We start from the raw sequence: 21,934 nt of genomic DNA on the forward strand, positions 1-21,934 counted from the left end.
CGCACTAGATCAGCCGTTTCAGCAACCCCATGATCTGATCAAAGCGTTTGCCATAAGGCGGATAAAACAAATCCCCGCGCGCCCACCTGGACTGCACCAGCACCGGCTTTTGCTGCGTCAGGCGTAAAAAGCCCGCTTCGCCATGGTAGGAGCCCCAGCCGCTCTCACCCACGCCGCCAAAGGGCAGGTTTTCGTGGGCAATGTGCATCAGCGTGTCGTTCACGGTCACGCCGCCGCTCACGGTACGCGCCAGCACCTGGTCGCGCGCGACGGTGTCGGTGCCAAACCAGTACAGCGCCAGCGGCCGTGGCCTGGCGTTGATGTAGCCAATCGCCTGGTCCGGCGTGTCGTAGGGGATGACCGGCAGGATGGGGCCAAAGATTTCTTCGCTGAGCAGTTTGGAGCTGGCGGGCGCGCCGAACACCAGCACCGGGGCCATTTGCCTTGACATGCCCACAGCCGCCCTTGCGCCCGTGCCCACCGCCTGCAAACGGGCGCCCTCACCCTCCGCTTGCGCCAGCAGCGCCTGCAACCGCTCATGATGGCGCGGGCTGATGATGGCGGCGTAGTCGGGGTTACCTTCAAGGGTGGGGAACAGTTGGGCCACCGCCCGCGCAAAAGCCTCGCCGAACGCGGCCTCCTGGCCCTTGGGCAGCAGCACATAGTCAGGTGCAATGCAGGTCTGCCCGGCGTTGAGCAGCTTGCCGTGGGCGATCTTCAGGGCTGCGCTGTCCAGGTCACACGACGCGTCGATGATGCACGGCGACTTGCCGCCCAGCTCCAGCGTGGTCGGCGTCAGGTTGGCGGCGGCGGCTTCGGCGACTTTGCGCCCCACGGCGGTGGAGCCGGTAAAAAACAGGTGGTCAAACGGCAGGCCGGCAAATTCGGCAGCGAACCCTCCGTCGCCCTGCACCACGCACAACTCATCGGGCGCAAACACCTGGCCAATCAAGTCAGCCAGCAGGGCCGAGGTGTGCGGCGTCAGCTCGCTGGGCTTGAGCATCACGCGGTTGCCGGCGGCCAGGGCCGTGATGACGGGGCCCAGCGACAGCTGCACCGGGTAGTTCCAGGGCGAAATCACGCCCACCACACCCAGCGGCTGACGCAGCAAATAGGCATGGGAAGGCTGCAAATACAGCGGCGTTCCGACCTTTTTCGGCTTCATCCATTTGGGCAGGTTTTTCAACGTGCTGGCCAGCAGCGTGCGCAGCACAAACAGGTCGGCAATCTCGGTCAGCTGCGCAGAACGCACGCCGAAATCGGCATTGACCGCCTGCGCCAGCGCGCTGCCGTTTCCGTCCAGCAAGGCCTTGATGCGCAGCAGCCGGTCGCGGCGCACCGCCAGCGGGACCTCGATCTGCGCCCGGCTGGCCCAGTACTGGGCATCGAACAGGGAACGAAGCGTGGTCGAATGGGTGGTGAGGGTCATGCGGGGATGATAGGGGCGCGTGCCGCCGTTCCCTAGGGAAACCGCTCCACTGCCCCGACTTCGCCCCGCCTCGATGGACCGGAAGAATATACCCTTTGAAGCGATGCGCATGATCTGGGGCGGCTTCAAAACCATGGTTGAGCTGTAGGTCGAAAGTTCGTGAGTTTTTTGATATTCATGCATCGACTAGACCTGTAGCCCAGCTACTAATTGCGCAGGTAGCTACTAAATAAATAGCAAGAAGAGACCACCGGATGGACCTTTTCGCCCACTTCACCTGGCGCCGGCAGGTCGAATGCCGTACGCAAGACAGACAAAAAAATAAAACTGTTCGTGACAAGGTCACAGATAGGGAGTAGAAAAATGGGTTTCCCCGATGGGTAACCTTTAAAGAAGACTCGCCCGCCTGGATAACGCCGTCCCGCGCAGACGGCGCTCAATTTCCGGCTGCGATGGCCCGCGGATTCCCCTGCGCAAACCTGTCGGTCGTACCGCCCGAATCGGTTCACCCGAAAACCACCGCCCGCGAAGCGGCCTGTGAGAAGTTGTTGGCTTCCTTCACCGTATTTTTTCACTGCATTTTTTTCATCGCACTGGAACCAAACATGACTGAAAGACTTTCTCTATGGGCTGCAAGGTCACGCACGCCCCGGGCGCTCCGCTTGGCGATCCTGCCGGTGGTCCTGCTGTTGTCAACGGCCTGGCTGACCGCCTGCGGTAAAGGGGCCGATGCGCAGGGGGGCCCACCGCCGGCCGCACCGGTGAGCGTGGCACCGGCCGTGCAGCGCACCGTGTCAGACAGCGAGGAATTCAGCGGCCGACTGGAAGCCACCGAGTTCGTGGAACTGCGCCCGCGCGTGGCCGGCACGGTCGACAAGGTTCACTTCACCGACGGCGCCATGGTCAGCAAGGATCAACTGCTGTTCACCATAGACCCGCGGCCGTTTGCAGCCGAAGTGGCGCGCGCGCAGTCGCAACTCGTGGCGGCCCGCGCACGCGCTGACCTCGCCAACACCGAGGTCACACGCGCGCAAAAACTGCTCGATTCCAAAGCCGTGTCACGGCAGGAATTCGACCAGTTGAGCGCCGGCTCGCGCACGTCGGACGCCGACATCAAATCGGCCGAGGCGGCACTTCGGGTAGCGCGGCTGAACCTCGAGTTCGCCTCGGTGCGTGCGCCGATTGCGGGCCGTGCATCGCGTGCGAACGTGACCGCCGGCAACCTCGTCAATGAGCAGGTGGTGCTGACCTCGATTGCCGGTGTGACCAAGGTATATGCCTACTTCGACGGCAGCGAGCAAACCTTTCTGCGCGTGAAAGGCAGCAACGAACGCGCGCCCGCCGTGCGCATGGGGCTGGCCAACGAGACCGGCTTTCCGCACGAGGGTAAGGTTGATTTCGTCGACAACCGGCTCAATCCGCAAACCGGCGCTGTGCGCATGCGGGCCGCGTTCGACAACAGCAAGGGCCAATTCACACCGGGCCTGGCGGCCAAACTGATGATGAGCACCAGCATGCCCTACACCACCGTCATGGTGCCGGAAAGCGCCATCGGCACCGACCAGACCAAAAAGTTTGTCTATGTGGTGGGCGCGGACGGCCTGCCGCAGTTCAGGGAGATCAAGCTCGGCGCGCTGTTCGATGGCATGCGCGTGGTGACCGGCGGCAGCGTCAAGCCCGGCGACAACGTGATCGTCGACGGCCTGCAGCGCGTGATTCCCGGCATGCCGGTGGCGCCCCAGGTGCTCAAGGTCACTGATCAGGGTTTGCCGATTTTCCCGCCACCGCAGCAGGGCGCGCCTGGTGCACCTCCGGCTGCGGGTGACAAGAAGCCCGGCGAGAAGAAAGCCGCTGCCGATGTGCTTTCGTCACCGCACGCAGCCACCTGATCGCCGGAGCACGTTATGGATATCGCCCGCTTCTTTATCGACCGGCCGCGCTTTGCCGGTGTGCTGTCGATTTTCATTTTTCTGGTCGGCCTGCTGGCAATCTTCAGGTTGCCGATTTCCGAGTACCCCGAGGTCGCGCCGCCGCAGATCGTGGTGCGGGCGCAGTTCCCGGGCGCCAACCCGCGCGTGATCTCCGAAACTGTAGCCACGCCGCTCGAAGAGCAGATCAACGGCGTTGAAAACCTGCTGTATTTCGACTCGCAGGCCACCGCCGATGGCAGCCTGACGGTCACCGTCACTTTCAAGATCGGCACCAACCCCGAGGTGGCCGAGACGGCGGTGCAAAACCGCATCAACCGCGCGCTGCCACGCTTGCCCGACATCGTGCGGCAGATCGGCATAACCACCGAAAAATCGAGCCCCAACCTGACCATGGTGGTGCACCTGGTGAGCCCCGACAACAGCCGCGATGCGCTGTATCTGCGCAACTACGGACAGCTCAATGTGCGCGACGAATTGCTGCGCATACCCGGCGCCGGTTCGGTCATCATGTTCGGCGCGGGCGACTACGCGATGCGCATCTGGCTCGATCCTTCCAAACTGGCCGCGCGCAGCATCACCAGCAGTGAAGTGATTGCGGCGATTCGCGAGCAGAACGCCCAGGTGGCTGCAGGCACCGTTGGGGCGTCGCCAGCGCCCAAAGCCACCGCTTTCCAGTTGTCGGTCAACACGCAGGGCCGGCTGACCAGCGAAGAGCAGTTCGCCGACATCATCGTGCGCACAGAGCCAGCCACCGGGAGCATGATTCGTGTGCGTGACCTGGGCCGCGTCGAGCTGGCGGCCAGCACCTATTCGCTGCGCAGCCTGCTCAACAACAAGGAGGCTGCCGCCATTGCGGTGTTCCAGGCACCGGGCTCCAATGCGCTGGCGCTGTCGAATACCGTGCGTGAGACGATGAAAAGACTTCAGCCCAGCTTTCCTGCCGGTATGAGTTACAGCATCGTGTATGACCCGACGCGCTTTGTGCAAACCTCCATTGAAAAGGTCGTGGTCACGCTGTTTGAGGCGGTGCTGCTGGTGGCGCTGGTCGTGATTGTTTTTTTGCAGACCTGGCGCGCGTCCATCATTCCGCTGCTGGCGGTGCCGGTGTCGATTGTCGGCACCTTCGCGTTCCTGCTGCTGCTGGGCTATTCGATCAACACACTCACGCTGTTCGGCCTGGTGCTGGCGATCGGCATTGTGGTCGACGACGCCATCGTGGTGGTCGAAAACGTCGAGCGCAACATCGAAAGCGGCCTGAATCCGTATGACGCGACCGTCAAGGCCATGCGCGAGGTTTCCGAGCCCATCATCGCAATTGCGCTGACCCTGTGCGCCGTTTTTGTACCGCTGGCCTTTGTGCCGGGCCTGTCGGGCCAGTTCTACAAACAGTTTGCGGTGACGATTGCCATCAGCACGGTGATCTCGGCCTTCAACTCGCTGACGCTGAGCCCGGCACTCAGCGCCCTCTTGCTACACGGCCATGACGCACCCAAAGACGCACTCACGCGGGGTATCGAACGGGTTTTTGGCGGCTTCTTCCACTGGTTCGACGGCTTCTTTCACCGCTCCAGCGACCGCTATAGCCGCGGTGTGACGGGCATCGTCGGGCGCAAATCAATTGCGATGGTGGTCTATGTCGTGCTGCTTGGGCTGACGGGGCTCATTTTCACGCGCGTGCCCTCCGGCTTTGTGCCGGCGCCCGACAAGCAGTACCTGATCGGTATTGCCCAGCTGCCGGCAGGCGCCACGCTCGACCGCACCGAAGCCGTGATCCGCCAGATGAGCGCCGTCGCGCTCAAGGTGCCGGGCATTGTTGATTCGGTGGCCTTTCCGGGGCTGTCGATCGCGGGGTTTTCGGCGGCACCGAACGAAGGCATCGTGTTTTTCGGCCTCAAGCCTTTTGAGGAGCGCACAACGCCCGAGCTCAGCAAAAACGGCATTCTCGGCCAGGTCAACGGCGCGATCCAGCAAATCCAGGGCGCACGCATGTTCGTGGTGCCGCCGCCTGGCGTGGACGGCCTCGGCAACGCGGGCGGCTTCAAGCTGCAGGTGCAGGACCGCAGCGGCGCGGGCGAGCAGGCGCTGTATGGTGCGGTGTGGGGCACGTTGGGCCAGATCTACGGCAACCCGAAGTCGTCGATCGGCACGCCGTATTCGACCTACGACATCAACGTGCCGCAGCTGTATGCCAACGTGGACCGCACGCGCGCCAAGCAGATGGGTGTGAATCTCGCCGACATCTACGACACGATGCAGGTCAACCTCGGTTCGCTCTACGTCAACGACTTCAGCAAGTTCGGCAAGACCTACCAGGTGATCGTGCAGGCCGATGCACCGTTCCGCGCCGATGCGCAGGCCATCACGTCGCTAAAAACGCGCAATGCGGCCGGCGAGATGGTGCCGCTCGGCGCCCTGATGACGGTCGAGCCAACCTTTGGCCCGACGCGGGTGACGCGCTACAACGGCTTTCCGTCGGCCGATATCAACGGCGCGCCCAGCCCCGGGTTTTCGTCGGGCCAGGCCGAGACCGAGATCGAAACCCTGCTCAGGAAAACCATACCGCGCGGCATTGCCTATGAGTGGACGGAGCTTTCGTACCAGGACCGGCTGACGCGTGACTTCACACTGCCCGGCACACAGATCAAGATTCCCATCCTGGCGGCGGTGCTGGCTATTTCGGTCCTGCTGGTGATCCTCGTTTTGGCCGCGCAGTACGAAAGCTGGAGCCTGCCGATGGTGATCGTGATGATTGTGCCGATGGGTATTTTGTCGGCGCTGTTCGGCGTGTGGCTGTCGAGCTTTCCGCCGTTTTCGCAACCCGGAGACCTGAATATTTTTACGCAGGTCGCGCTGGTGGTGCTGGTGGGGCTGGCGTGCAAGAACGCGATTTTGATCGTCGAGTTCGCCAAAGAGCTTGAAGCGCACGGCGAGAAACTGAAGGACGCAGTGATTCACGCCTGCCGCTTGCGGCTGCGGCCGATTTTGATGACATCGATCGCTTTTTGCGCCGGTGTGATTCCGCTGATTGCGGGCAGCGGTGCCGGCAGCGAAATGCGCCGCGCCATGGGCATCGCGGTGTTCTCGGGCATGCTCGGCGTCACGCTGTTCGGTATCTTTCTGACGCCGGTGTTCTACGTGCTGCTGCGCAGCCTCCGGGACAAACTCCGGTCAAGGGCCGGCCCATCGAGCCTGGCGGGCGGAGGCGCCCCGCCGGCCCAGGCACCGAGCCGGCAGATCAAGGGAGACGGCGATGTTTAAAAGTCGCGCACCTTGCGCATCGGTTTTCACGCTACTGGTCGCAGCGCTTGCCGGTTGCACGGTCGGCCCCAACTACCAGCGCCCTGCCAGCACCCTCGACGCCACTTTTGTCAATGCCGGCGCCAGCGTGAGCAACACGCAGCCCCCTGCTGCCGACATTGCCACCTTCTGGCGCGGCTTCAACGACGCGCACCTGAACGCCTTGATTGAACGCGCGCTGGCGGCCAACGGTGACATCCGCATTGCCCAGGCGCGTTTGCAGGAAGCGCGCGCCAACCAGGGCGAGGCTGACGCAGGTGGTCTGCCCGGCATGGGCATCGAGAGCGGCGTAACCCGGTCGGTTCGGCCCATCACGCAGCAGCCCGGCGCGTCGCGCAGCGAGCGGACCGGTACCAGCTACAACGCCAGCTTCATTGCCAACTGGGAGCTCGACTTCTTCGGCCGCTACCGGCGTGGCAGCGAGGCGGCGGCGGCATCTGTGGACGCCAGCGCGGCAGGCCTGCAAGGGGCGCACACGGCGGTGGCTGCCGAGGTCGCGCGCAACTACCTGGCGCTGCGCGGGCTGCAGCAGCGCCAGACGGTCGCAGAGGCGGCGCTGGTCAACCAGCGCGAGGCGCTGCGCATCGTCAGTGCACGGCTGGACGCGGGACGCGGCACGCAACTCGACATGTCACGCGCCCGGGCGCTGGTCGCAAGCACCGAAGCGTCGCTGCCGGCGCTTCAAAGCGCTGTCGAGCGCACGGTGTTTCGCCTTGCCACCCTGACCGCGCAATCGCCGCGCGCATTGCTGGGCGAACTCTCGGTGCCCGCCGCATTGCCTTCGCTGCCCATCACGGATATGGCCGCCCTGCCCGTCGGCACCACCGAGCAATGGCTGCAGCGCCGCCCCGACATTGCCGCTGCCGAGCGCCAGCTGGCTGCGGCAACCGCCACCATCGGCGTTGCCAAGTCGGAAATGTTCCCGCGCATTTCGCTGTCGGGCCTGCTGGGCTTGAATGCCGCCACGTTCAGCAACCTGGGCAAGAGCGAGTCACGCATCTACTCCCTCGGCGTCGGCCTGGCGTGGACGCCTTTCGACTTTGGCGCGATCCGTTCACGCATCGCTGCCAGTGAGGCACGGGCGCAGAACAGTCTGGCCAGCTATGAGCAAACCGTGGCTACGGCGCTGGAAGAAACCGAGGGCGCTTTCAGCGGCTACACCCGCAATGCCCAGCGGGCCGAACGCCTGCTGATAGCGGCCACCAGTGCCGAAGAAGCGGCGCAGCTGGCGCGGCTGCGTTTCGACGCGGGCGTGACTGATTTTCTGGTGGTGCTGGATGCCGAACGCGAAGTGCTGACCAACCGTGACCAGCTGGTGCAGGCGCAGACCGACACCGCGACGGCGCTGGTCAGCGTCTACCGTGCGCTCGGCGGCGGTTGGGCGGCGCCGGTAACGGTTGCCACAGCCACGCGGAGCCCTGCGCGCTAGCTGGTAGAGCCGAAGCGGACGAAGTCTGGCTGCCAATTTGACGTTTCAGGCATTAAATCGGCCTCTAGCCCAACTTGAATTCAAAACGATGCCGCCCCGCCGCCAGCGCGTCAGGGGAAGAGTTTTGCCAGGCCGTCGCGCAAGCACCGCGACAAAGTGAACGCCAAGGTGATGAAAGATCCGCGCATCACCGGCATGATGGCCCCGAAGAAGTTGTCCTTTGACGGCAAACGCATGTTCTGGGGCGGCTTCAAGACCTTCGTTGAACTTTGAGGCGCCCCGGCGCTTGAATTGCTCGACGGCATGCAAACTCTGAGGGCGCAGCTGCGCAGGCTGTCGGCAGACTGAGCCGGTGCAAACACCGCAATTCGCTACAAAATCAGGAGCTGCTTGCTCTCGTATCTATTGAGCTGCAGGCCGATCTGACTCTTGATCCACCCTCCCGGGGCCAGCCCAAGGCAACAGCAGATACACACCATCCCTGGCCGAGCGCGTTGCCTGAGCAAGTTCGCGCCCTGGCCGAAATACTCGCTGCCGCCCCGCGTCCTGCCCTGCCGCCATAGAAGCCCGTTTCAAGGGCCGCGTCCGGCGTGAGGAGCATGGCTGGCGCGGCCAGACGTGAGACCAGAGCCGCAAACGATAATCAGCGTCGATTGAAGATTGACGACGATAAAAACCATGAGCCAACGCGACATGTTTTCTGAACTTATTGAAGGCTTTGCCGCCATGCAGGCGCACAGAGAAGGCAAACTGAGCCAGTACTTCGCCAAGCAAGAAGCCAAGCCAGTGGCAGCACCCGCAAAAACGCCTGCCACAACTGCACCCGATACCGTGTTTGATGCAGCCTCGCCTCTGGCGTAGTTTTACATTCGTAATAACCCGCCAAACCCAAGGATTTCCAATGACCACAGATGCCCTTAAACGATTCAGCCCCCGGCAATACGGCCTGGCCCTAGCCCTGCTCCTGAGCGCCTGCGGCGTGGCCAACAGCGAACAGATTGGCGCGGTAGATACCGTGTTCAAGTGGATAGGCCCGGACCACAAGATCGTGGTTGACGCCTACGACGACCCCATGGTCAAGGGCGTGACCTGCTATGTATCGCGCGCCAAGACCGGCGGCATCAAGGGCGCGCTGGGCCTGGCCGAGGACAAGGCGGAGGCATCGATTGCCTGCCGCCAGACCGGCATCATCAGCTTCGACAAGCCGCTGGACAAGCAGGACGAGATGTTCAGCGAACGCATTTCCCTGGTCTTCAAAAAGCTGCGCGTCGTGCGCATGGTGGACACCAAACGCAACACGCTGGTCTACCTGACCTACTCCGACCGCGTGATTGAAGGCTTCCCGCAAAACAGCGTGACGGCCGTTCCCGTGCCCGCAGGCACGGTGATTCCGGTGAAGTAGTTTTTGCTATTAAATAGGTAGCTACTTGCGCAACTCACATGCGGGCCAGCGGCCTGAGTTGCATTAAAAATGCCGGCATGGAGAGAAAACCGCAGCGCCCCCGCGAAATTCCTGCCCCCCATGTCCGGGGGCGAAGTAGCCAATGGCCTACGCCCGGCGCGCGGGTTTTCGGCTATCGTTCCTCCTGAATTGCACTTCCTTCTGAAGGTCATCCATGGAGTTCAAGGATTACTACAAGATCATGGGCCTGGCGCGCGAGGCGACGGCGGACGACATCAAGCGTGCCTACCGCAAGCTGTCGCGCAAATTCCACCCCGACGTCAGCAAGGAAAAGAACGCGGAGGCACGCTTCAAGGAAATCGGCGAAGCCTACGAAGTCCTGAAAGACCCAGAGAAGCGGGCCGCTTACGACCAGCTGGGCGCCAACTGGCAGGCCGGTCAGGACTTCCGGCCGCCCCCGGGATGGAACGCGGGCGCGGAGCACGCCGGGCGAGGCGCCGAGTGGCAGTTCACAGGCAGGACCGACGATGCCGGCGATTACAGCGATTTCTTTGAAACACTGTTCCGCCAGGGCTTTGCCGGCGCTGAAAGACGAGGCGGCGGCCGTCGGGCCAGCTTCAGCGCGCCGGGGGAAGACCGGCACGCCAAAATCCAGATCGACCTGGAAGACGCCTACAACGGCGCCACACGCACCCTCAGCCTGCGCGTGCCCGAGATGGACGACCAGGGGCATGTGGTGCCGCGCGAACATCAGATCACATTCACCATCCCCAAGGGCATACGCGCCGGCCAGCACATTCGCCTGGCCGGCCAGGGGGGACCCGGCCACGGCAAAGGCGGCGCGGGCGACCTGTACCTGGAGGTGGCTTTCAACCCGCACCCGCTGTACCGCATAGACCGACACGATGTGTACCTGGACCTGCCCGTGGCGCCCTGGGAGGCCGCGCTGGGCGCCGAGGTGGAGGCGCCCACGCCTAAAGGCGCGGTTGAAGTCAAGATCCCGGCGGGCTCGGCCACCGGGCGCAAGCTGCGACTCAAGGGGCGCGGGCTGCCGGGCAGCACGCCGGGCGACTTCTACTTTGTGCTGCAGATTGTGCTGCCCCCGGGCGACACCGACAGTGCCAGGTCGTTTTATGAAGGCATGGCCCGGCAGTTCAAATCCTTCAAGCCACGCGCCAGACGGGGAGCCCAGCCATGACACCGAACTTCACGCTGACGGAAATCACCGGCCTCATTCTTGAAGAGCAGACCGAGCTAAGCCTGGCCGACCTCTGCCGCGCCTGCGCGGCGCAGACCGACATGATTGTGGAACTGGTCAACGAGGGCGTGCTAACGCCTGAAGGCAGCCAGCCCGAGCAATGGCACTTCACCGGCGTCCACATGCAGCGAGCACGCGTCGCGCTGCGCCTGCAACACGACCTCGGCGTGAACCTGGCGGGCGCCGCCCTGGCACTGGAGTTGCTCGACGAGCTGGACACGCTGCGCGCACAACTGCATAGGCTGACGGGCGGATAAAGGGGGGTAAAGCGCGGTAAAGCGGCACGGCAGGCCGGGACCCATGGCGCCTGGCCCGATGCTTTCAAAGCATTCATTTGCTATCTTATTGATAGCTTATGACCCAATCAGCGTCGAGACTATCAAGCGCTTTCATTGAAATCTGCGTCAGGCCCACGCCAAACCATGCCTCAGGAGCCACAGCAAGCCGCTGAGGGTGAAAAACGAGGCGACGGTCGTGACCAGCAAGGCCGCCGCACTGAAGTCCTCCTGCCCGTAAGCCTGCGCCAGAATGGGGTAAATGCCCATCATGGGCATGGCGGCCATCAGCACCGCCGCCGTGCGCAGTGAAGGCTCCATGGCCGGCAAGCCCAGCCAGGGGAGCGCGAGCAATGCCAGCTGCACGGCCAGCGGATGCAGCATCAGCTTGCCAATGGCAATGGGCGCAGTCTCCTTGCCCATGCCTCGCATCGGAAGTCCGACCAGGGTTCCGCCAATCACAAACAGCGAGAGCGCGCCGCTGGACATGGCAAACAGATTCACGGTTCGCAGCACCGGCGCGGGCAGCTTCCATTCAAGCAGGGAGATCACCAGCCCGGCAAGCAGTCCGATGATCATGGGATTGGATGCCAAGCGCGCCAGCGACTGCCCCACCACCCGGTACCAGCGCCCGGCGTCACCGCGCCCCCGCTCCGCCATGGCGAGCAGCAGCGGAATCATCAAAAGGTTTTCCACCATCATGTTGAGCGCCAGCGCCACCCCCGCCACGGGAGCCATCGTCAGCAGCAGTATCGGGTAGCCGACAAAGCCGCTGTTGGAGCAGCTCATGCCCATCGCATAAAAGGTGCTGGTGATCTGGCTGCGCCCCGTCTGCCGGCGACACCAGAAGAAACCCAGGCCAAGCGCCGCCAGCGAGCCGGCCAGATAGGCCAGCAGATAGCGGCCATTGAGGATTTCGCCAATCTGGCGCTGGGCCAGGGCGTTGAACAGCAGTGCCGGCAGTGCGAGGTTGATGACAAACTTGCCGAACACGCGCATGTCGGTCCGGGCAAACAGGCCAAGACGGGTGGTCAGAAATCCGAGCGCAATGGTGATGTAGATGGGGCCGGTGATGGCCAGAATGTCGAGCATGAAGAAGTCGTGAGGCAGAGGCGGAGGGTGGCGGCAGGCCTTGCGCAGCGCGCACGACCCGCGCATAGTCTATGCCAGTCACCCCCCGCTGCTCCCTGCACCGGGCTCAGGCCCATCGTCTGGGTGTATAAACAAAGCCCCTCGGTCCTGCGCCGTGGCTTTTAAAGCGTGCGCAGCCCCCATCACCCCGAACCAGCCAGGCGCCTTTGAGCGCCACAACACCAAGGAATCTCCGACATGGGCGCGCAATGGAAAGCAAAAGGCAAGGAACTGGCCGCCAATGCCAGGGGCCGCTTATTTGGCAAACTGGCCAAGGAAATCATGGTCGCGGCGCGCAACGGCGCCGATCCCGCTTCCAACGCGCGCCTGCGGCTGGTCGTGGAGCAGGCCCGCAAAGTCTCCATGCCCAAGGACACCCTGGAGCGCGCCATCAAGAAAGGCGCCGGCCTCACGGGTGAGGCGGTTCATTTTGAGCACGTGATTTACGAAGGCTTCGCGCCGCACCGCGTGCCCGTCATGGTCGAATGCCTGACCGACAACCTGAACCGCACCGCCTCTGAAATACGCGTGCTGTTCCGCAAGGGGCATCTGGGCACTTCGGGCTCGGTGTCCTGGGACTTTGACCATGTCGGCATGATAGAAGCCGAGCCCACGGCCGCCGGCGCCGACCCCGAACTGGCCGCCATTGAAGCCGGCGCGCAAGACTTCGAGCCCGGCGAGGAAGAAGGCACCACGCTGTTTCTGACCGATCATGCCGATCTCGACCTGGTCAGCCGCGCGCTGCCGGCCCAGGGCTTCAGCGTCTTGTCCGCCAAACTGGGCTACAAGGCCAAGAACCCCGTCGACCCTGCCAGCTTGAGCGCCGGGGAACTGGAAGAAGTCGAAGCCTTCCTCGCCGCCATCGATGCGAATGACGATGTGCAGAATGTGTTTGCGGGCCTGGCGGGTTAAAACGGCGGCATCCTTCCATTCACATTCAGCCCAGATGAGCTGTTTGCGCAGGTGATCCAGTCCAGGCCAGGGCCAGATCAGGGAAAATTGCAGCCTGTTTGATACCGACTCGCGTTAATTGAAAAAAGATAGCCATGAACGAAACCACTCAACGCCCTGCCCTGCCCGACCATCTGTCCGTTGACCCGCGCAGTCCGCATCACGTCGCCGCCGTGTTCGAACACGACATTGGCATTCGCTTGAATGACAAGGAGCGTTCGGATGTCGAGGAGTACTGCATCAGCGAGGGCTGGGTGAAGGTGCCCGCAGGCAAGACGCTGGATCGCAAGGGCCAGCCGCTGCTGATCAAGTTGAAGGGCAAAGTCGAAGCGTTTTACAAATAAGTGACGACTTGCCGCTAGGCAGAAGAATTTTGAGTAAAAAGGCCTGTTACCCATGAAGTGCGGGCGTAAACGGCTATCAAGTCGATAGCAAATTTCACAGCCTGAGGCGCTCAGCGCACAGCCCTCTTGAACTTTGGACACCTGCGGCTCGTGCAGCGGACCGGTATGGGCCGGACTCATGCGCTTCAGCAGAAAGCGCCTTTTTCCTGCTGGAACTTGCCTCTTGAAAATCAGGAGCGGAAAAAAAACCTGCACATATGCGGCGCTGCCGGGTCAGAGTTTTTTGTGTGTCAATCACCGCTATCGACAATGTTTGATTATCAATAGCCAGTGCCATTGGCACCGATGGCCGCTTCGCGTCCTTTGCGGGCATTGATGATTGGGATTCGAACGACGGGACTGCAGCGTTTGCTACCGATCGTCGGTGTCGGCTTACCGGCCACCCAATTGATTTTCAGTAAACGGTCGTTCATGACCGGCTCTTGACGACCCAAAGGAGACATCGCTGGGATCGGGCAAGGCCGGTGGTGCACAGAGGCTGCCAGGCCGGCGCGCCCAGTGTGAGGGTCGCGGCAGCAAGCTGCGTCTGCTACCATGGTGCACTGCAACAGAGCTTGCACCATTGAGATCATGCACCTCGACGACCCTTACCACGAACTCGGCCTGGCACCGGGCTCCAGCGATGCCGAGGTGAAGGCGGCGTGGCGCCGCCTGTCCGCGCGCTGGCACCCGGATCGCAACGACAGCCCGCAGGCCCTGCGAAAGATTCAGCGCATCAATCGGGCAATGGAAGTGATCCGCAGTGCCCGGGGCGAGCCGGAAGCTGAAGCCGAGGATCCCGCCCCCGGTGCGGAACCCACCGTCGAGCACCCCGTGAGCCTCACGCTCGAGGAGGTGGTGGCCGGCTGCGTCAGGGAAGTGCGGGGCGAGGTGGTCGAAGACTGCGCCGACTGCGAAGGCAGTGGCCTGCAACTGCAGGCTACCGAGTGCAGCGAATGTAGTGGCGCCGGCCACATCCGGCAGCATCTCTGGTTCGCCTGGGTCTCGTCCATGGTCGAATGCACAGCCTGTCAGGGGCACGGGAAGACGCGCCAAGGCTGTACTGCCTGCGCGGCTAGCGGGAAGGCACCGGCGAGCAAGTACCGCTGCCGGGTGCAGGTCGCGCCCGGCGCGCGCGCTGGCGACCTGCTCGATGTCACAGCCCGCGTGCAAGGCAGGCAGCGCCAGCACAGGCTGGCGCTGCGCCTGCGCGTGGAGCTGCAGCCGCATGAGTTCTTCACGGCCGAAGCCGACGGGACCTTGAAGTGCGAGCTGCCCGTCGACGGCTTTGCATGGATGGCCAATCGCTGGATCGAGGTTCCGACCCCCCGCGGACTGCAACAGATGAAGCTGCGGCGGGGCTACCTGAGCTATCGCATCAAAAACGCGGGCCTGCCGTGGACGAACGAGGCAGAGGCTGCGGACTGCATCGTCACCGTCGTGCCGATGTTTCCGGAGGAGTTCAGCCGGGAGCAGGAGGCAGCGATCGATCGGCTGGTGACCAGCAACTCCGGGGCGGCCGGCACGTCGGCCGGCGATCGCATGGCGGCATGGACCCGGTTGGTGGACAGCTGGCAGGATCGGCGCAGGTGAGATCCCTGATGACCATCAGCATGGTGGGCTGATGATGGCCCGCTTTTGGCCGGGTCCGGATGCAGCAAACATCGAAATCGCCGCGACATTGCTGACGCTCGAGCTGCTGATGTCAATGTCCGGTAAGGAGCGAGAATTTCGAATGGATGTAGGTCAGCAGTCAGTCTGCTGCTGTCGTCTGCATCGCAAGCGGAAGCTGACAGGCGTGAATGTCAGCTTGACGCACGCGGATACCATTTACTCGGACGTTCAAGTGAGGGACACTTAAACCCGCTTGAACAACTTGTCTCGGTTGCGGGCGACCGTGATACCCGGATTTGACCAACCCGATACGCGACGGGCCGTCGTCCCGAGGAGTTTCTTTCGCACGGTAGCTCGTTGGCGCAATTCTCACGAAGGCTCGTGTTCATTAACTAAGATCCTCAATTGACGCATAGCCACTAGGCTACCCCGGAGGGCACTTTGGAAAGATCCGACAATCGAGCAACGGCGCCATTTAAGTGGTCCACCAGCGATTTCCCCCCCTCTGAGCGGCTCGATGCCTACGCGGGCATGCTCGACAACCGTATTTTGAGTATCACGACGTCCAGTCCGGTGAGATTCAATTTCAAAGCGGAGCTCACGGCTGCGCAATTAGGTCCTCTCATTGTGTCGCGATTGGGGGGGTCGACCCATGACGCGTACCGGACGCGAAAAGACATTGCGCGCGCCCAAGAATTCACCTATCTCCTGACCGTCGGCGTTGGATGCAGTTGGAGGCATTGGAAAAAGGACCGTGAAGCACTGCTTCTGCCAGGCGACGTTCTATTGGCCGACACCCGCGAAGAACTGTCCGTACATTGGCCGCCCGATTGTTTGGCACTCAATGTGCGACTGCCTATCGAATGGCTCCAAGCCTGGATTGCGGATCCGAGACAATTGGTAGGTCGACGCATCTCCGGAGATGCCGGTTGGGGCAAAGTCTTGTCGAACTACATGTCTCAAGTCACCCCCGAGTTGGCGATGGCCCCCCCGTTACCGGCCCAGGTCATGGCAGATCAGATGGGTGCGCTGCTCGCACTCGCTGCGCAGGAAGTGCTGGGGTATGTGCCGGAGAGTCAGGCGCCTGATGTTCAACAGTGCGACCGAATTCACGCGTGTATTGAACAACGCTGCTCAGAGTTGCAGCTGACCGCCGCCGACGTAGCCGCTTCGCTGAATTTATCCCCCCGGACGCTGCATCGAACGCTCGCGGCTCACGGGGAAACATTCGGTAAAACACTCATCGACGCACGCCTGGATGTGGCTTTTCGTATGCTCCTCTCAAGGACATTTGATCGCATCACGGTGGCCGAAATTGGGAAACGCGCCGGCTTCCTGGATCCTTCTCACTTCTCCCGAGTGTGCCGACTGCGTTTTGGGCATACGCCCAACAGCCTTCGCCAAAACCGCGCATCGTAGGACCTCAGCGGCAGGCTTGCCTTTCGGCCTACTTGCCGGCCTGAGATTTCATCGTCATAGCCTGATGGCTGGCACTCACAGCCAACGACGTGGCACGCACAGGCAATTTCCAATCATGGAAAGCCCCTACATTTTTGTCGCGGGGCCGAAGATTCCTGCGAAGACGAATTGCAGACGGCGATGTTCCATGAGCATGTTGGCGGCGTTGAGAAAACATTGCATTTGCAGGCATTCAAAAGGTTTTGACGGCACGTGACGTTCCAGCAATGAATCTACCTAAGGAATCCTATGCCAAACCAAAATAACCCGAAAGCCGGCCTGCAGGCCATGCTCACGCCCGACAACTGCGTCCTTGTTCTCATCGATCACCAGCCGTTCCAGTTCGCGGGCCTGCGAAGCCATGACACGCAGACAATCATCAACAACGTCGTGGGTCTTGCCAAGTCCGCCAAGGCATTCAAGGTGCCGACCCTGCTCACGACGGTCGTCGAGGACAAGGGCGGGCTGCTCCTCAAGCAGCTGCAGGACGTCTTTCCCGAACAAAAACCGATCGACCGCACCTTCATCAACACCTGGGAGGACGAGCGCGTCGTGGCCTGGGTGAAGAAGACCGGACGCAAGAAGATCGTGATGGCAGCGCTTTGGACCGAAATCTGCCTGGCGTTCCCTGTCATTCACGCGCTGGGCGACGGGTACGAGGTGTACTTCGTCACCGATGCTTCCGGCGGTGTCAGCCTGGAGGCGCACGAGATGGCGGTGCAACGCATGATCCAGGCAGGCGGCGTGCCTCTCACCTGGACGGTGTTCGCATCGGAACTGCAGCGCGATTGGGCGCGTACGGCGACCGTGCCCGCGCTCGGACAGATGCTTGTTGAGCACATGGGCAACGTCGGCACGAGCTTGCTATGGGAACAGCAGCTGCTCAATGCACCTCGGGCGGGCCAATCATGAAGATCGGCGTCATTGGTGCGGGCGGCATCGGACAGGCCTTTGCGGGTCATGCAGTGAAGGCCGGCTACGAGGTGGTCCTCAGCAACAGCCACGGTCCCGAATCGCTGACCGCTGCCGCGCGCGAGATGGGGCCGAACGCCAAGGCTGGAACGCGCGAAGAAGCCGCCGCTGCCGACGTGGTCTTTCTGGCGGTGCAATGGCCGCAGGTGCCAGAAGCACTGGCCGGCCTGCCCGCATGGAACGGCCGTGTTCTGATCGATGCGACGAACGCCGTCGGGCCGGGCTTCAGCGCCCTCGACCTGAACGGCAAGAGTTCGAGCGAGGTCGTTGCGTCGCACGCGCCAGGCGCTCGCGTCGTGAAAGCGGGTAATACGCTGGTGCGCGCCATGCTTGCCGCCGACCCGCATGTGGCAGGCGGGCGCCGCGTGCTCTTCCTCTGTGGCGACGACGGCGCGGCAAAGCAGGCCGTCGGCGAAATCCTCGGCCGCTGCGGCTTCGCCACCATCGACCTCGGAACCCTGGCGAGCGGCAGCCCGCTTCAGCAGTTTCCGGGTGGCGTGCTTCCCACCTTGAATCTGGTCAAGCTGGGCTGAGGGCGGAGCAAGCGGATGCCCACTCTATTCGAAGGCAAGGTGGTCCTGGTCACTGGTGCGGGATCAGGAATCGGGCGCGCGGCGGCGCAGCTTTTCGCCGCCCGCGGCGCGCTCGTCTATTGCGCCGGGCGACAGGAAGCGAAGCTGGCGCAGACGCAAGCGATGATCGAAGCGACAGGCGGATTGGCACGCGTTGCGGCCGCCGATGTCTCCCGCGAAGAGGATGTCGCAGCATTGCTTTCGCGCATCGACCGCGAAGAGGCAAGGCTCGACGTCGCCCTCAACAATGCCGGCATCACTGGCGGCGCGCATCGCATCGAGGACTACCCAATGCAGGATTTCGAAGAGGTGATGCGCGTGAACCTCACGAGCGTCTTTCTCGGAATGAAGTACGAGCTGCCGCTCATGAGGAAGACCGGTGGCGGTGCGATCTGCAACACCGCATCGGTCGCCGCGATCACGGGGCCCGGCGGGATGTGTGCCTATGCCGCATCGAAGCATGGGGTGCTAGGCCTCACACGCGTGGCGGCGATGGAAAACGCGGCCCATCACGTGCGGGTCAACGCACTCGCCCCGGGCTGGACCGATACGCCCATGGTCGCCGCGAACAGTGCGCAGAACCCGGCCTTCGCCAAGCTGGCGCTATCGGCGATCCCGGCCAAACGCGGTGCGCGCGCCGAAGAGGCCGCAGCCGCAGCCGTGTGGTTGTGCTCGCCGGAGGCCAGCTACGTCCTTGGACAGATGCTGGTCGTCGACGGCGGGATGACCATTGGCGGCTTCGAGTTTTGATGGCTCGGGAAGCTCGAAGGTCCGCTATTGGCGACGGATTCAACCCGTCGATGCCAACGTCGGGTATGAAGCCAGCAGCTTGAATAGCCCTATGACAGCAGTCAGTCTTCAGCGGGTACTCAGCGCCACGCGCCTGACCGCCCAGTGTCAGGTCGAAAGCGATCATTTTCTCGCTAACGACAATAATTACTTGCCACTACCGCATCAAAAGGGCCTGTAGCCCCAGAAGGACGGGCGCAAGCAGCTATCAAACCGATAGCGCCTGCGCCGCCTGGGGCACTCAGTGGACGACGCGGTCGAACTTGAACACGCCGGGCTCACGCACCGGGTCCACATCGACCGGAATCACGCTCTTGGGTGGAAAGAGCCCTTCCAGCAGCAGCTTGGACAATGGGTTTTCAATGCGCTGCTGGATCGCTCGCTTGAGCGGCCGCGCGCCGAACACCGGATCGAAGCCGACCTTGGCCAGCTCGGCAATCGCCGCTTCCGAGACTTCCAGCGTCAGGTCCATCTTGGCCAGGCGCGCCAGCAGCACCTTGAGCTGGATGCGGGCGATGGAGGCGATGTTCTTCGCGTCCAGCGCATGGAAGACCACGGTCTCGTCGATGCGGTTCAAGAACTCGGGACGGAAGTAGTTCTTCAGCTCGTCCGTCACCGCGTCCTTGATCTCGTCGGCCGGCTGGCCGACCATGGACTGGATGATGGGCGAACCGATGTTGCTGGTCATCACGATCACGGTGTTCTTGAAGTCCACGGTGCGGCCCTGGCCATCGGTCAGGCGGCCATCGTCCAGCACCTGCAGCAGCACGTTGAAGACGTCGGGGTGGGCTTTTTCGATCTCGTCGAGCAGCAGCACGCTGTAGGGCTTGCGGCGCACGGCTTCGGTCAGGTGGCCGCCCTCCTCGTAACCCACATAGCCGGGCGGCGCACCTATCAGGCGGGCCACCGAATGCTTTTCCATGAACTCGCTCATGTCGACGCGGACCAAGTGGTCTTCGCTGTCGAACAGGAAACCGGCCAGCGCCTTGCACAGCTCGGTCTTGCCCACGCCCGTGGGGCCGAGGAACAGGAAGGAGCCGGTCGGCCGGTTCGGGTCACTGAGGCCCGAGCGCGAGCGGCGAATCGCATTGGCAACCGCCCCAATGGCTTCGTCCTGCCCCACCACGCGCTCATGCAGCTTGCCTTCCATCTGCAGCAGCTTGTCGCGTTCGCCCTGCATGAGCTTACTGACCGGAATGCCGGTGGCGCGCGCCACGACTTCGGCGATCTCCTCGGCGCCGACCTGGGTGCGCAGCAGCTTGGGGGCGTTGTCCGCTTGCTTGTGGGCTTCGCTGTCCTGCGCCTGCTTCAGGCGCTTTTCCAGTTCGGGCAGCTTGCCGTATTGCAGCTCGGCGACCTTGTTGAAGTCGCCCTTGCGGGTGAATTCTTCGATCTGGAAGCGAATGCTGTCCCGCTCTTTCATGAGGTCTTTGGACCCGAGCGCCTGGGCTTTTTCGGCCTGCCAGATTTCGTCGAGGTCGGAAATTTCCTTTTGCAGCTTGGCGATCTCTTCTTCAATCAGGCCAAAGCGTTTTTGCGAGGCCTCGTCTTTTTCACGGCGCACGGCTTCGCGCTCGATCTGCAGCTGGATCAGCCGACGGTCGAGGCGGTCCATCACCTCGGGCTTGGAGTCCATCTCGATCTTGATCTTGGCGGCGGCCTCGTCGATCAGGTCGATCGCCTTGTCGGGCAAAAACCGGTCGGTGATGTAGCGATGGCTGAGCTCGGCCGCAGCCACGATGGCCGGGTCGGTGATGTCCACGCCGTGGTGCGCTTCGTATTTCTCCTGCAGGCCGCGCAGGATGGCGATGGTCGCCTCCACGCTCGGCTCGTCCACCAAAATCTTCTGGAAGCGGCGCTCCAGCGCGGCGTCCTTCTCGATGTATTTGCGGTACTCGTCCAGCGTGGTGGCGCCCACGCAGTGCAGCTCGCCGCGCGCCAGCGCGGGTTTCAGCATGTTGCCGGCGTCCATGGCGCCCTCGGCCTTGCCGGCGCCGACCATGGTGTGCAGCTCGTCGATGAAGACGATGGTCTGGCCTTCGTCCTGGGCCAGCTCCTTGAGCACGGTTTTCAGGCGCTCTTCAAACTCGCCGCGGAACTTGGCGCCGGCCAGCAAGGCTGCCATGTCGAGCGACAGCACGCGCTTGCCCTTGAGCGAGTCGGGCACTTCGCCCGCCACGATGCGCTGGGCGAGGCCTTCAACGATGGCGGTCTTGCCGACGCCTGGCTCGCCTATCAGCACCGGGTTGTTCTTGGTGCGGCGCTGCAGCACCTGGATGGCGCGGCGGATCTCATCGTCGCGGCCAATCACCGGATCGAGCTTGCCCAGGCGGGCGCGCTCGGTCAGGTCCAGGCAGTATTTCTTGAGGGCTTCGCGCTGGCCTTCGGCGTCGGCGCTGTCCACGCCCTGCCCACCGCGCACGGCGTCAATCGCCGCTTCCAGCGCCTTGCGCGTCAGGCCGTTTTCCTTGGCGATGCGGCCCGCATCACTCTTGCTGTCGGTCAGCGCCAGCAAAAACAGCTCGCCGGCGATGAACTGGTCATTGCGCTTGATGGATTCCTTTTCGGTGGCCTGCAGCAGCCGGGCGAGATCCGGGCCAACCTGGATCTGGTCCTGGCCCTGCACCTGGGGCAGCTTTTTGACAGCCGCATCGGCCGCCTGGGTCAGTCCGCTGACGTTGACACCCGCGCGCTCCAGCAGCGCGCGCGGCCCATCGTCCTGGCGCAGCATGGCGGCCAGCAGGTGGACGGGTTCGATATAGCCGTTGTCATGGCCCAGGGCCAGCGACTGGGCGTCGCTCAGGGCCTCCTGGAATTTGGTCGTGAGTTTGTCTTGGCGCATGTAGTCACTCCAAAAGGAGCTCCAAAAGATTTGATTGCAGGGGATTTTGGGCCTTTCCCGCGGCTTTTCAAGTCATGGATGCGGACCGGCCGTTTTCCAGGGGGGAGCGGCTTGATGCAGGTCAAGCCCGGCCAGGCCCTGGCGAAGACTCATTCCATTGCTCATTCAATGAGAGAGCAGGCGTAGCGCCGCAGACAGTGC

The 21,934-nt window shown here is 62.9% G+C and carries 18 protein-coding genes; 14 read left to right on the top strand and 4 right to left on the bottom strand.

Annotation, left to right across the window (positions count from 1 at the left end; all coding sequences use genetic code 11):
- Window positions 1-4 precede the first annotated feature (4 nt).
- Entirely contained in the window at window positions 5-1,429 is a 1,425-nt protein-coding gene (locus PJE01S_RS16710) for a coniferyl aldehyde dehydrogenase (RefSeq protein ID WP_068834778.1), read from the bottom strand.
- Between the two features lie 605 nt (window positions 1,430-2,034).
- Here PJE01S_RS16710 and PJE01S_RS16715 point away from each other — a divergent pair.
- From PJE01S_RS16715 to PJE01S_RS16750, 7 genes are all read left to right on the top strand, one after another.
- Window positions 2,035-3,318, top strand: a complete 1,284-nt coding sequence (locus PJE01S_RS16715; RefSeq protein WP_068834855.1) for an efflux RND transporter periplasmic adaptor subunit — start codon at window positions 2,035-2,037, stop codon at window positions 3,316-3,318.
- Window positions 3,319-3,333: 15 nt separating this feature from the next.
- Window positions 3,334-6,618: an efflux RND transporter permease subunit gene (locus PJE01S_RS16720; RefSeq protein WP_068834779.1), complete on the top strand. Its 3,285-nt coding sequence runs from the start codon at window positions 3,334-3,336 to the stop codon at window positions 6,616-6,618.
- Window positions 6,611-8,086, top strand: a complete 1,476-nt coding sequence (locus tag PJE01S_RS16725) for an efflux transporter outer membrane subunit (RefSeq protein WP_068834780.1) — start codon at window positions 6,611-6,613, stop codon at window positions 8,084-8,086. The genes PJE01S_RS16720 and PJE01S_RS16725 overlap by 8 nt, the downstream gene beginning before the upstream one ends.
- A 678-nt stretch (window positions 8,087-8,764) precedes the next feature.
- Window positions 8,765-8,947, top strand: a complete 183-nt coding sequence (locus PJE01S_RS16735) for a hypothetical protein (protein WP_068834781.1) — start codon at window positions 8,765-8,767, stop codon at window positions 8,945-8,947.
- Window positions 8,948-8,987: 40 nt separating this feature from the next.
- Window positions 8,988-9,488, top strand: a complete 501-nt coding sequence (locus PJE01S_RS16740; protein WP_068834782.1) for a CreA family protein — start codon at window positions 8,988-8,990, stop codon at window positions 9,486-9,488.
- Window positions 9,489-9,702: 214 nt separating this feature from the next.
- Window positions 9,703-10,686, top strand: a complete 984-nt coding sequence (locus tag PJE01S_RS16745; protein WP_068834783.1) for a DnaJ C-terminal domain-containing protein — start codon at window positions 9,703-9,705, stop codon at window positions 10,684-10,686.
- Complete coding sequence (locus PJE01S_RS16750) at window positions 10,683-11,003, top strand: chaperone modulator CbpM (protein WP_068834784.1); 321 nt, start codon at window positions 10,683-10,685, stop codon at window positions 11,001-11,003. The genes PJE01S_RS16745 and PJE01S_RS16750 overlap by 4 nt, the downstream gene beginning before the upstream one ends.
- Before the next feature lie 147 nt (window positions 11,004-11,150).
- Here PJE01S_RS16750 and PJE01S_RS16755 read toward each other — a convergent pair whose 3' ends face one another.
- Window positions 11,151-12,113 (bottom strand): AEC family transporter, encoded by a 963-nt coding sequence (locus PJE01S_RS16755; protein ID WP_068834856.1) that lies wholly within the window; start codon window positions 12,111-12,113, stop codon window positions 11,151-11,153.
- 237 nt (window positions 12,114-12,350) lie between these two features.
- Between PJE01S_RS16755 and PJE01S_RS16760 the strand changes: the two genes are divergently transcribed.
- Both PJE01S_RS16760 and PJE01S_RS16765 read left to right on the top strand, forming a co-directional pair.
- Window positions 12,351-13,064 (top strand): YebC/PmpR family DNA-binding transcriptional regulator, encoded by a 714-nt coding sequence (locus PJE01S_RS16760; RefSeq protein ID WP_068834785.1) that lies wholly within the window; start codon window positions 12,351-12,353, stop codon window positions 13,062-13,064.
- Between the two features lie 134 nt (window positions 13,065-13,198).
- Window positions 13,199-13,447 (top strand): DUF3297 family protein, encoded by a 249-nt coding sequence (locus PJE01S_RS16765; protein WP_068834786.1) that lies wholly within the window; start codon window positions 13,199-13,201, stop codon window positions 13,445-13,447.
- Window positions 13,448-13,767: 320 nt separating this feature from the next.
- On the opposite strand, the gene PJE01S_RS25250 is transcribed toward PJE01S_RS16765, so the two are convergent.
- Complete coding sequence (locus tag PJE01S_RS25250) at window positions 13,768-13,920, bottom strand: hypothetical protein (RefSeq protein ID WP_157090372.1); 153 nt, start codon at window positions 13,918-13,920, stop codon at window positions 13,768-13,770.
- Between the two features lie 157 nt (window positions 13,921-14,077).
- On the opposite strand from PJE01S_RS25250, the gene PJE01S_RS16770 reads away from it, so the two are divergent.
- The 5 genes from PJE01S_RS16770 (at window position 14,078) to PJE01S_RS16795 (ending at window position 18,852) form a co-directional block, all read left to right on the top strand.
- Window positions 14,078-15,079 carry a DnaJ domain-containing protein gene (locus PJE01S_RS16770; RefSeq protein ID WP_169804393.1) on the top strand — a complete coding sequence of 334 codons (1,002 nt, stop codon included), beginning with the start codon at window positions 14,078-14,080 and terminating at the stop codon, window positions 15,077-15,079.
- 462 nt (window positions 15,080-15,541) lie between these two features.
- The gene (locus PJE01S_RS16780) at window positions 15,542-16,519 is read left to right on the top strand and encodes an AraC family transcriptional regulator (RefSeq protein ID WP_068834789.1); all 978 of its coding nucleotides are present in this window, start codon (window positions 15,542-15,544) and stop codon (window positions 16,517-16,519) included.
- 288 nt (window positions 16,520-16,807) lie between these two features.
- Complete coding sequence (locus PJE01S_RS16785) at window positions 16,808-17,470, top strand: hydrolase (protein WP_068834790.1); 663 nt, start codon at window positions 16,808-16,810, stop codon at window positions 17,468-17,470.
- Window positions 17,467-18,063 (top strand): NADPH-dependent F420 reductase, encoded by a 597-nt coding sequence (locus tag PJE01S_RS16790; RefSeq protein ID WP_068834791.1) that lies wholly within the window; start codon window positions 17,467-17,469, stop codon window positions 18,061-18,063. Before PJE01S_RS16785 ends, PJE01S_RS16790 begins: the two co-directional genes overlap by 4 nt.
- A gap of 15 nt (window positions 18,064-18,078) precedes the next feature.
- Complete coding sequence (locus tag PJE01S_RS16795; protein ID WP_068834792.1) at window positions 18,079-18,852, top strand: SDR family NAD(P)-dependent oxidoreductase; 774 nt, start codon at window positions 18,079-18,081, stop codon at window positions 18,850-18,852.
- Between the two features lie 280 nt (window positions 18,853-19,132).
- On the opposite strand, the gene clpB is transcribed toward PJE01S_RS16795, so the two are convergent.
- A complete protein-coding gene (gene clpB / locus PJE01S_RS16800) occupies window positions 19,133-21,733 on the bottom strand; it encodes an ATP-dependent chaperone ClpB (RefSeq protein WP_068834793.1) in 2,601 nt (866 codons plus the stop codon).
- Window positions 21,734-21,934: the final 201 nt, after the last annotated feature.

It is taken from the genome of Polaromonas jejuensis NBRC 106434, assembly GCF_001598235.1.
GTDB lineage: Bacteria > Pseudomonadota > Gammaproteobacteria > Burkholderiales > Burkholderiaceae_C > Polaromonas > Polaromonas jejuensis.

What these genes read in the sequence shown, in the direction of transcription:
- PJE01S_RS16795 (WP_068834792.1), top strand. Translation starts at nt 18,079, where the DNA reads ATGCCCACTCTATTCGAAGGCAAGGTGGTCCTGGTCACTGGTGCGGGA.
- PJE01S_RS16735 (WP_068834781.1), top strand. Translation starts at nt 8,765, where the DNA reads ATGAGCCAACGCGACATGTTTTCTGAACTTATTGAAGGCTTTGCCGCC.
- PJE01S_RS16710 (WP_068834778.1), bottom strand. Translation starts at nt 1,429, where the DNA reads ATGACCCTCACCACCCATTCGACCACGCTTCGTTCCCTGTTCGATGCC.
- PJE01S_RS16785 (WP_068834790.1), top strand. Translation starts at nt 16,808, where the DNA reads ATGCCAAACCAAAATAACCCGAAAGCCGGCCTGCAGGCCATGCTCACG.
- PJE01S_RS16745 (WP_068834783.1), top strand. Translation starts at nt 9,703, where the DNA reads ATGGAGTTCAAGGATTACTACAAGATCATGGGCCTGGCGCGCGAGGCG.
- clpB (WP_068834793.1), bottom strand. Translation starts at nt 21,733, where the DNA reads ATGCGCCAAGACAAACTCACGACCAAATTCCAGGAGGCCCTGAGCGAC.
- PJE01S_RS16790 (WP_068834791.1), top strand. Translation starts at nt 17,467, where the DNA reads ATGAAGATCGGCGTCATTGGTGCGGGCGGCATCGGACAGGCCTTTGCG.
- PJE01S_RS16755 (WP_068834856.1), bottom strand. Translation starts at nt 12,113, where the DNA reads ATGCTCGACATTCTGGCCATCACCGGCCCCATCTACATCACCATTGCG.
- PJE01S_RS25250 (WP_157090372.1), bottom strand. Translation starts at nt 13,920, where the DNA reads ATGAACGACCGTTTACTGAAAATCAATTGGGTGGCCGGTAAGCCGACA.
- PJE01S_RS16725 (WP_068834780.1), top strand. Translation starts at nt 6,611, where the DNA reads ATGTTTAAAAGTCGCGCACCTTGCGCATCGGTTTTCACGCTACTGGTC.
- PJE01S_RS16750 (WP_068834784.1), top strand. Translation starts at nt 10,683, where the DNA reads ATGACACCGAACTTCACGCTGACGGAAATCACCGGCCTCATTCTTGAA.
- PJE01S_RS16715 (WP_068834855.1), top strand. Translation starts at nt 2,035, where the DNA reads ATGACTGAAAGACTTTCTCTATGGGCTGCAAGGTCACGCACGCCCCGG.
- PJE01S_RS16740 (WP_068834782.1), top strand. Translation starts at nt 8,988, where the DNA reads ATGACCACAGATGCCCTTAAACGATTCAGCCCCCGGCAATACGGCCTG.
- PJE01S_RS16770 (WP_169804393.1), top strand. Translation starts at nt 14,078, where the DNA reads ATGCACCTCGACGACCCTTACCACGAACTCGGCCTGGCACCGGGCTCC.
- PJE01S_RS16760 (WP_068834785.1), top strand. Translation starts at nt 12,351, where the DNA reads ATGGGCGCGCAATGGAAAGCAAAAGGCAAGGAACTGGCCGCCAATGCC.
- PJE01S_RS16720 (WP_068834779.1), top strand. Translation starts at nt 3,334, where the DNA reads ATGGATATCGCCCGCTTCTTTATCGACCGGCCGCGCTTTGCCGGTGTG.
- PJE01S_RS16765 (WP_068834786.1), top strand. Translation starts at nt 13,199, where the DNA reads ATGAACGAAACCACTCAACGCCCTGCCCTGCCCGACCATCTGTCCGTT.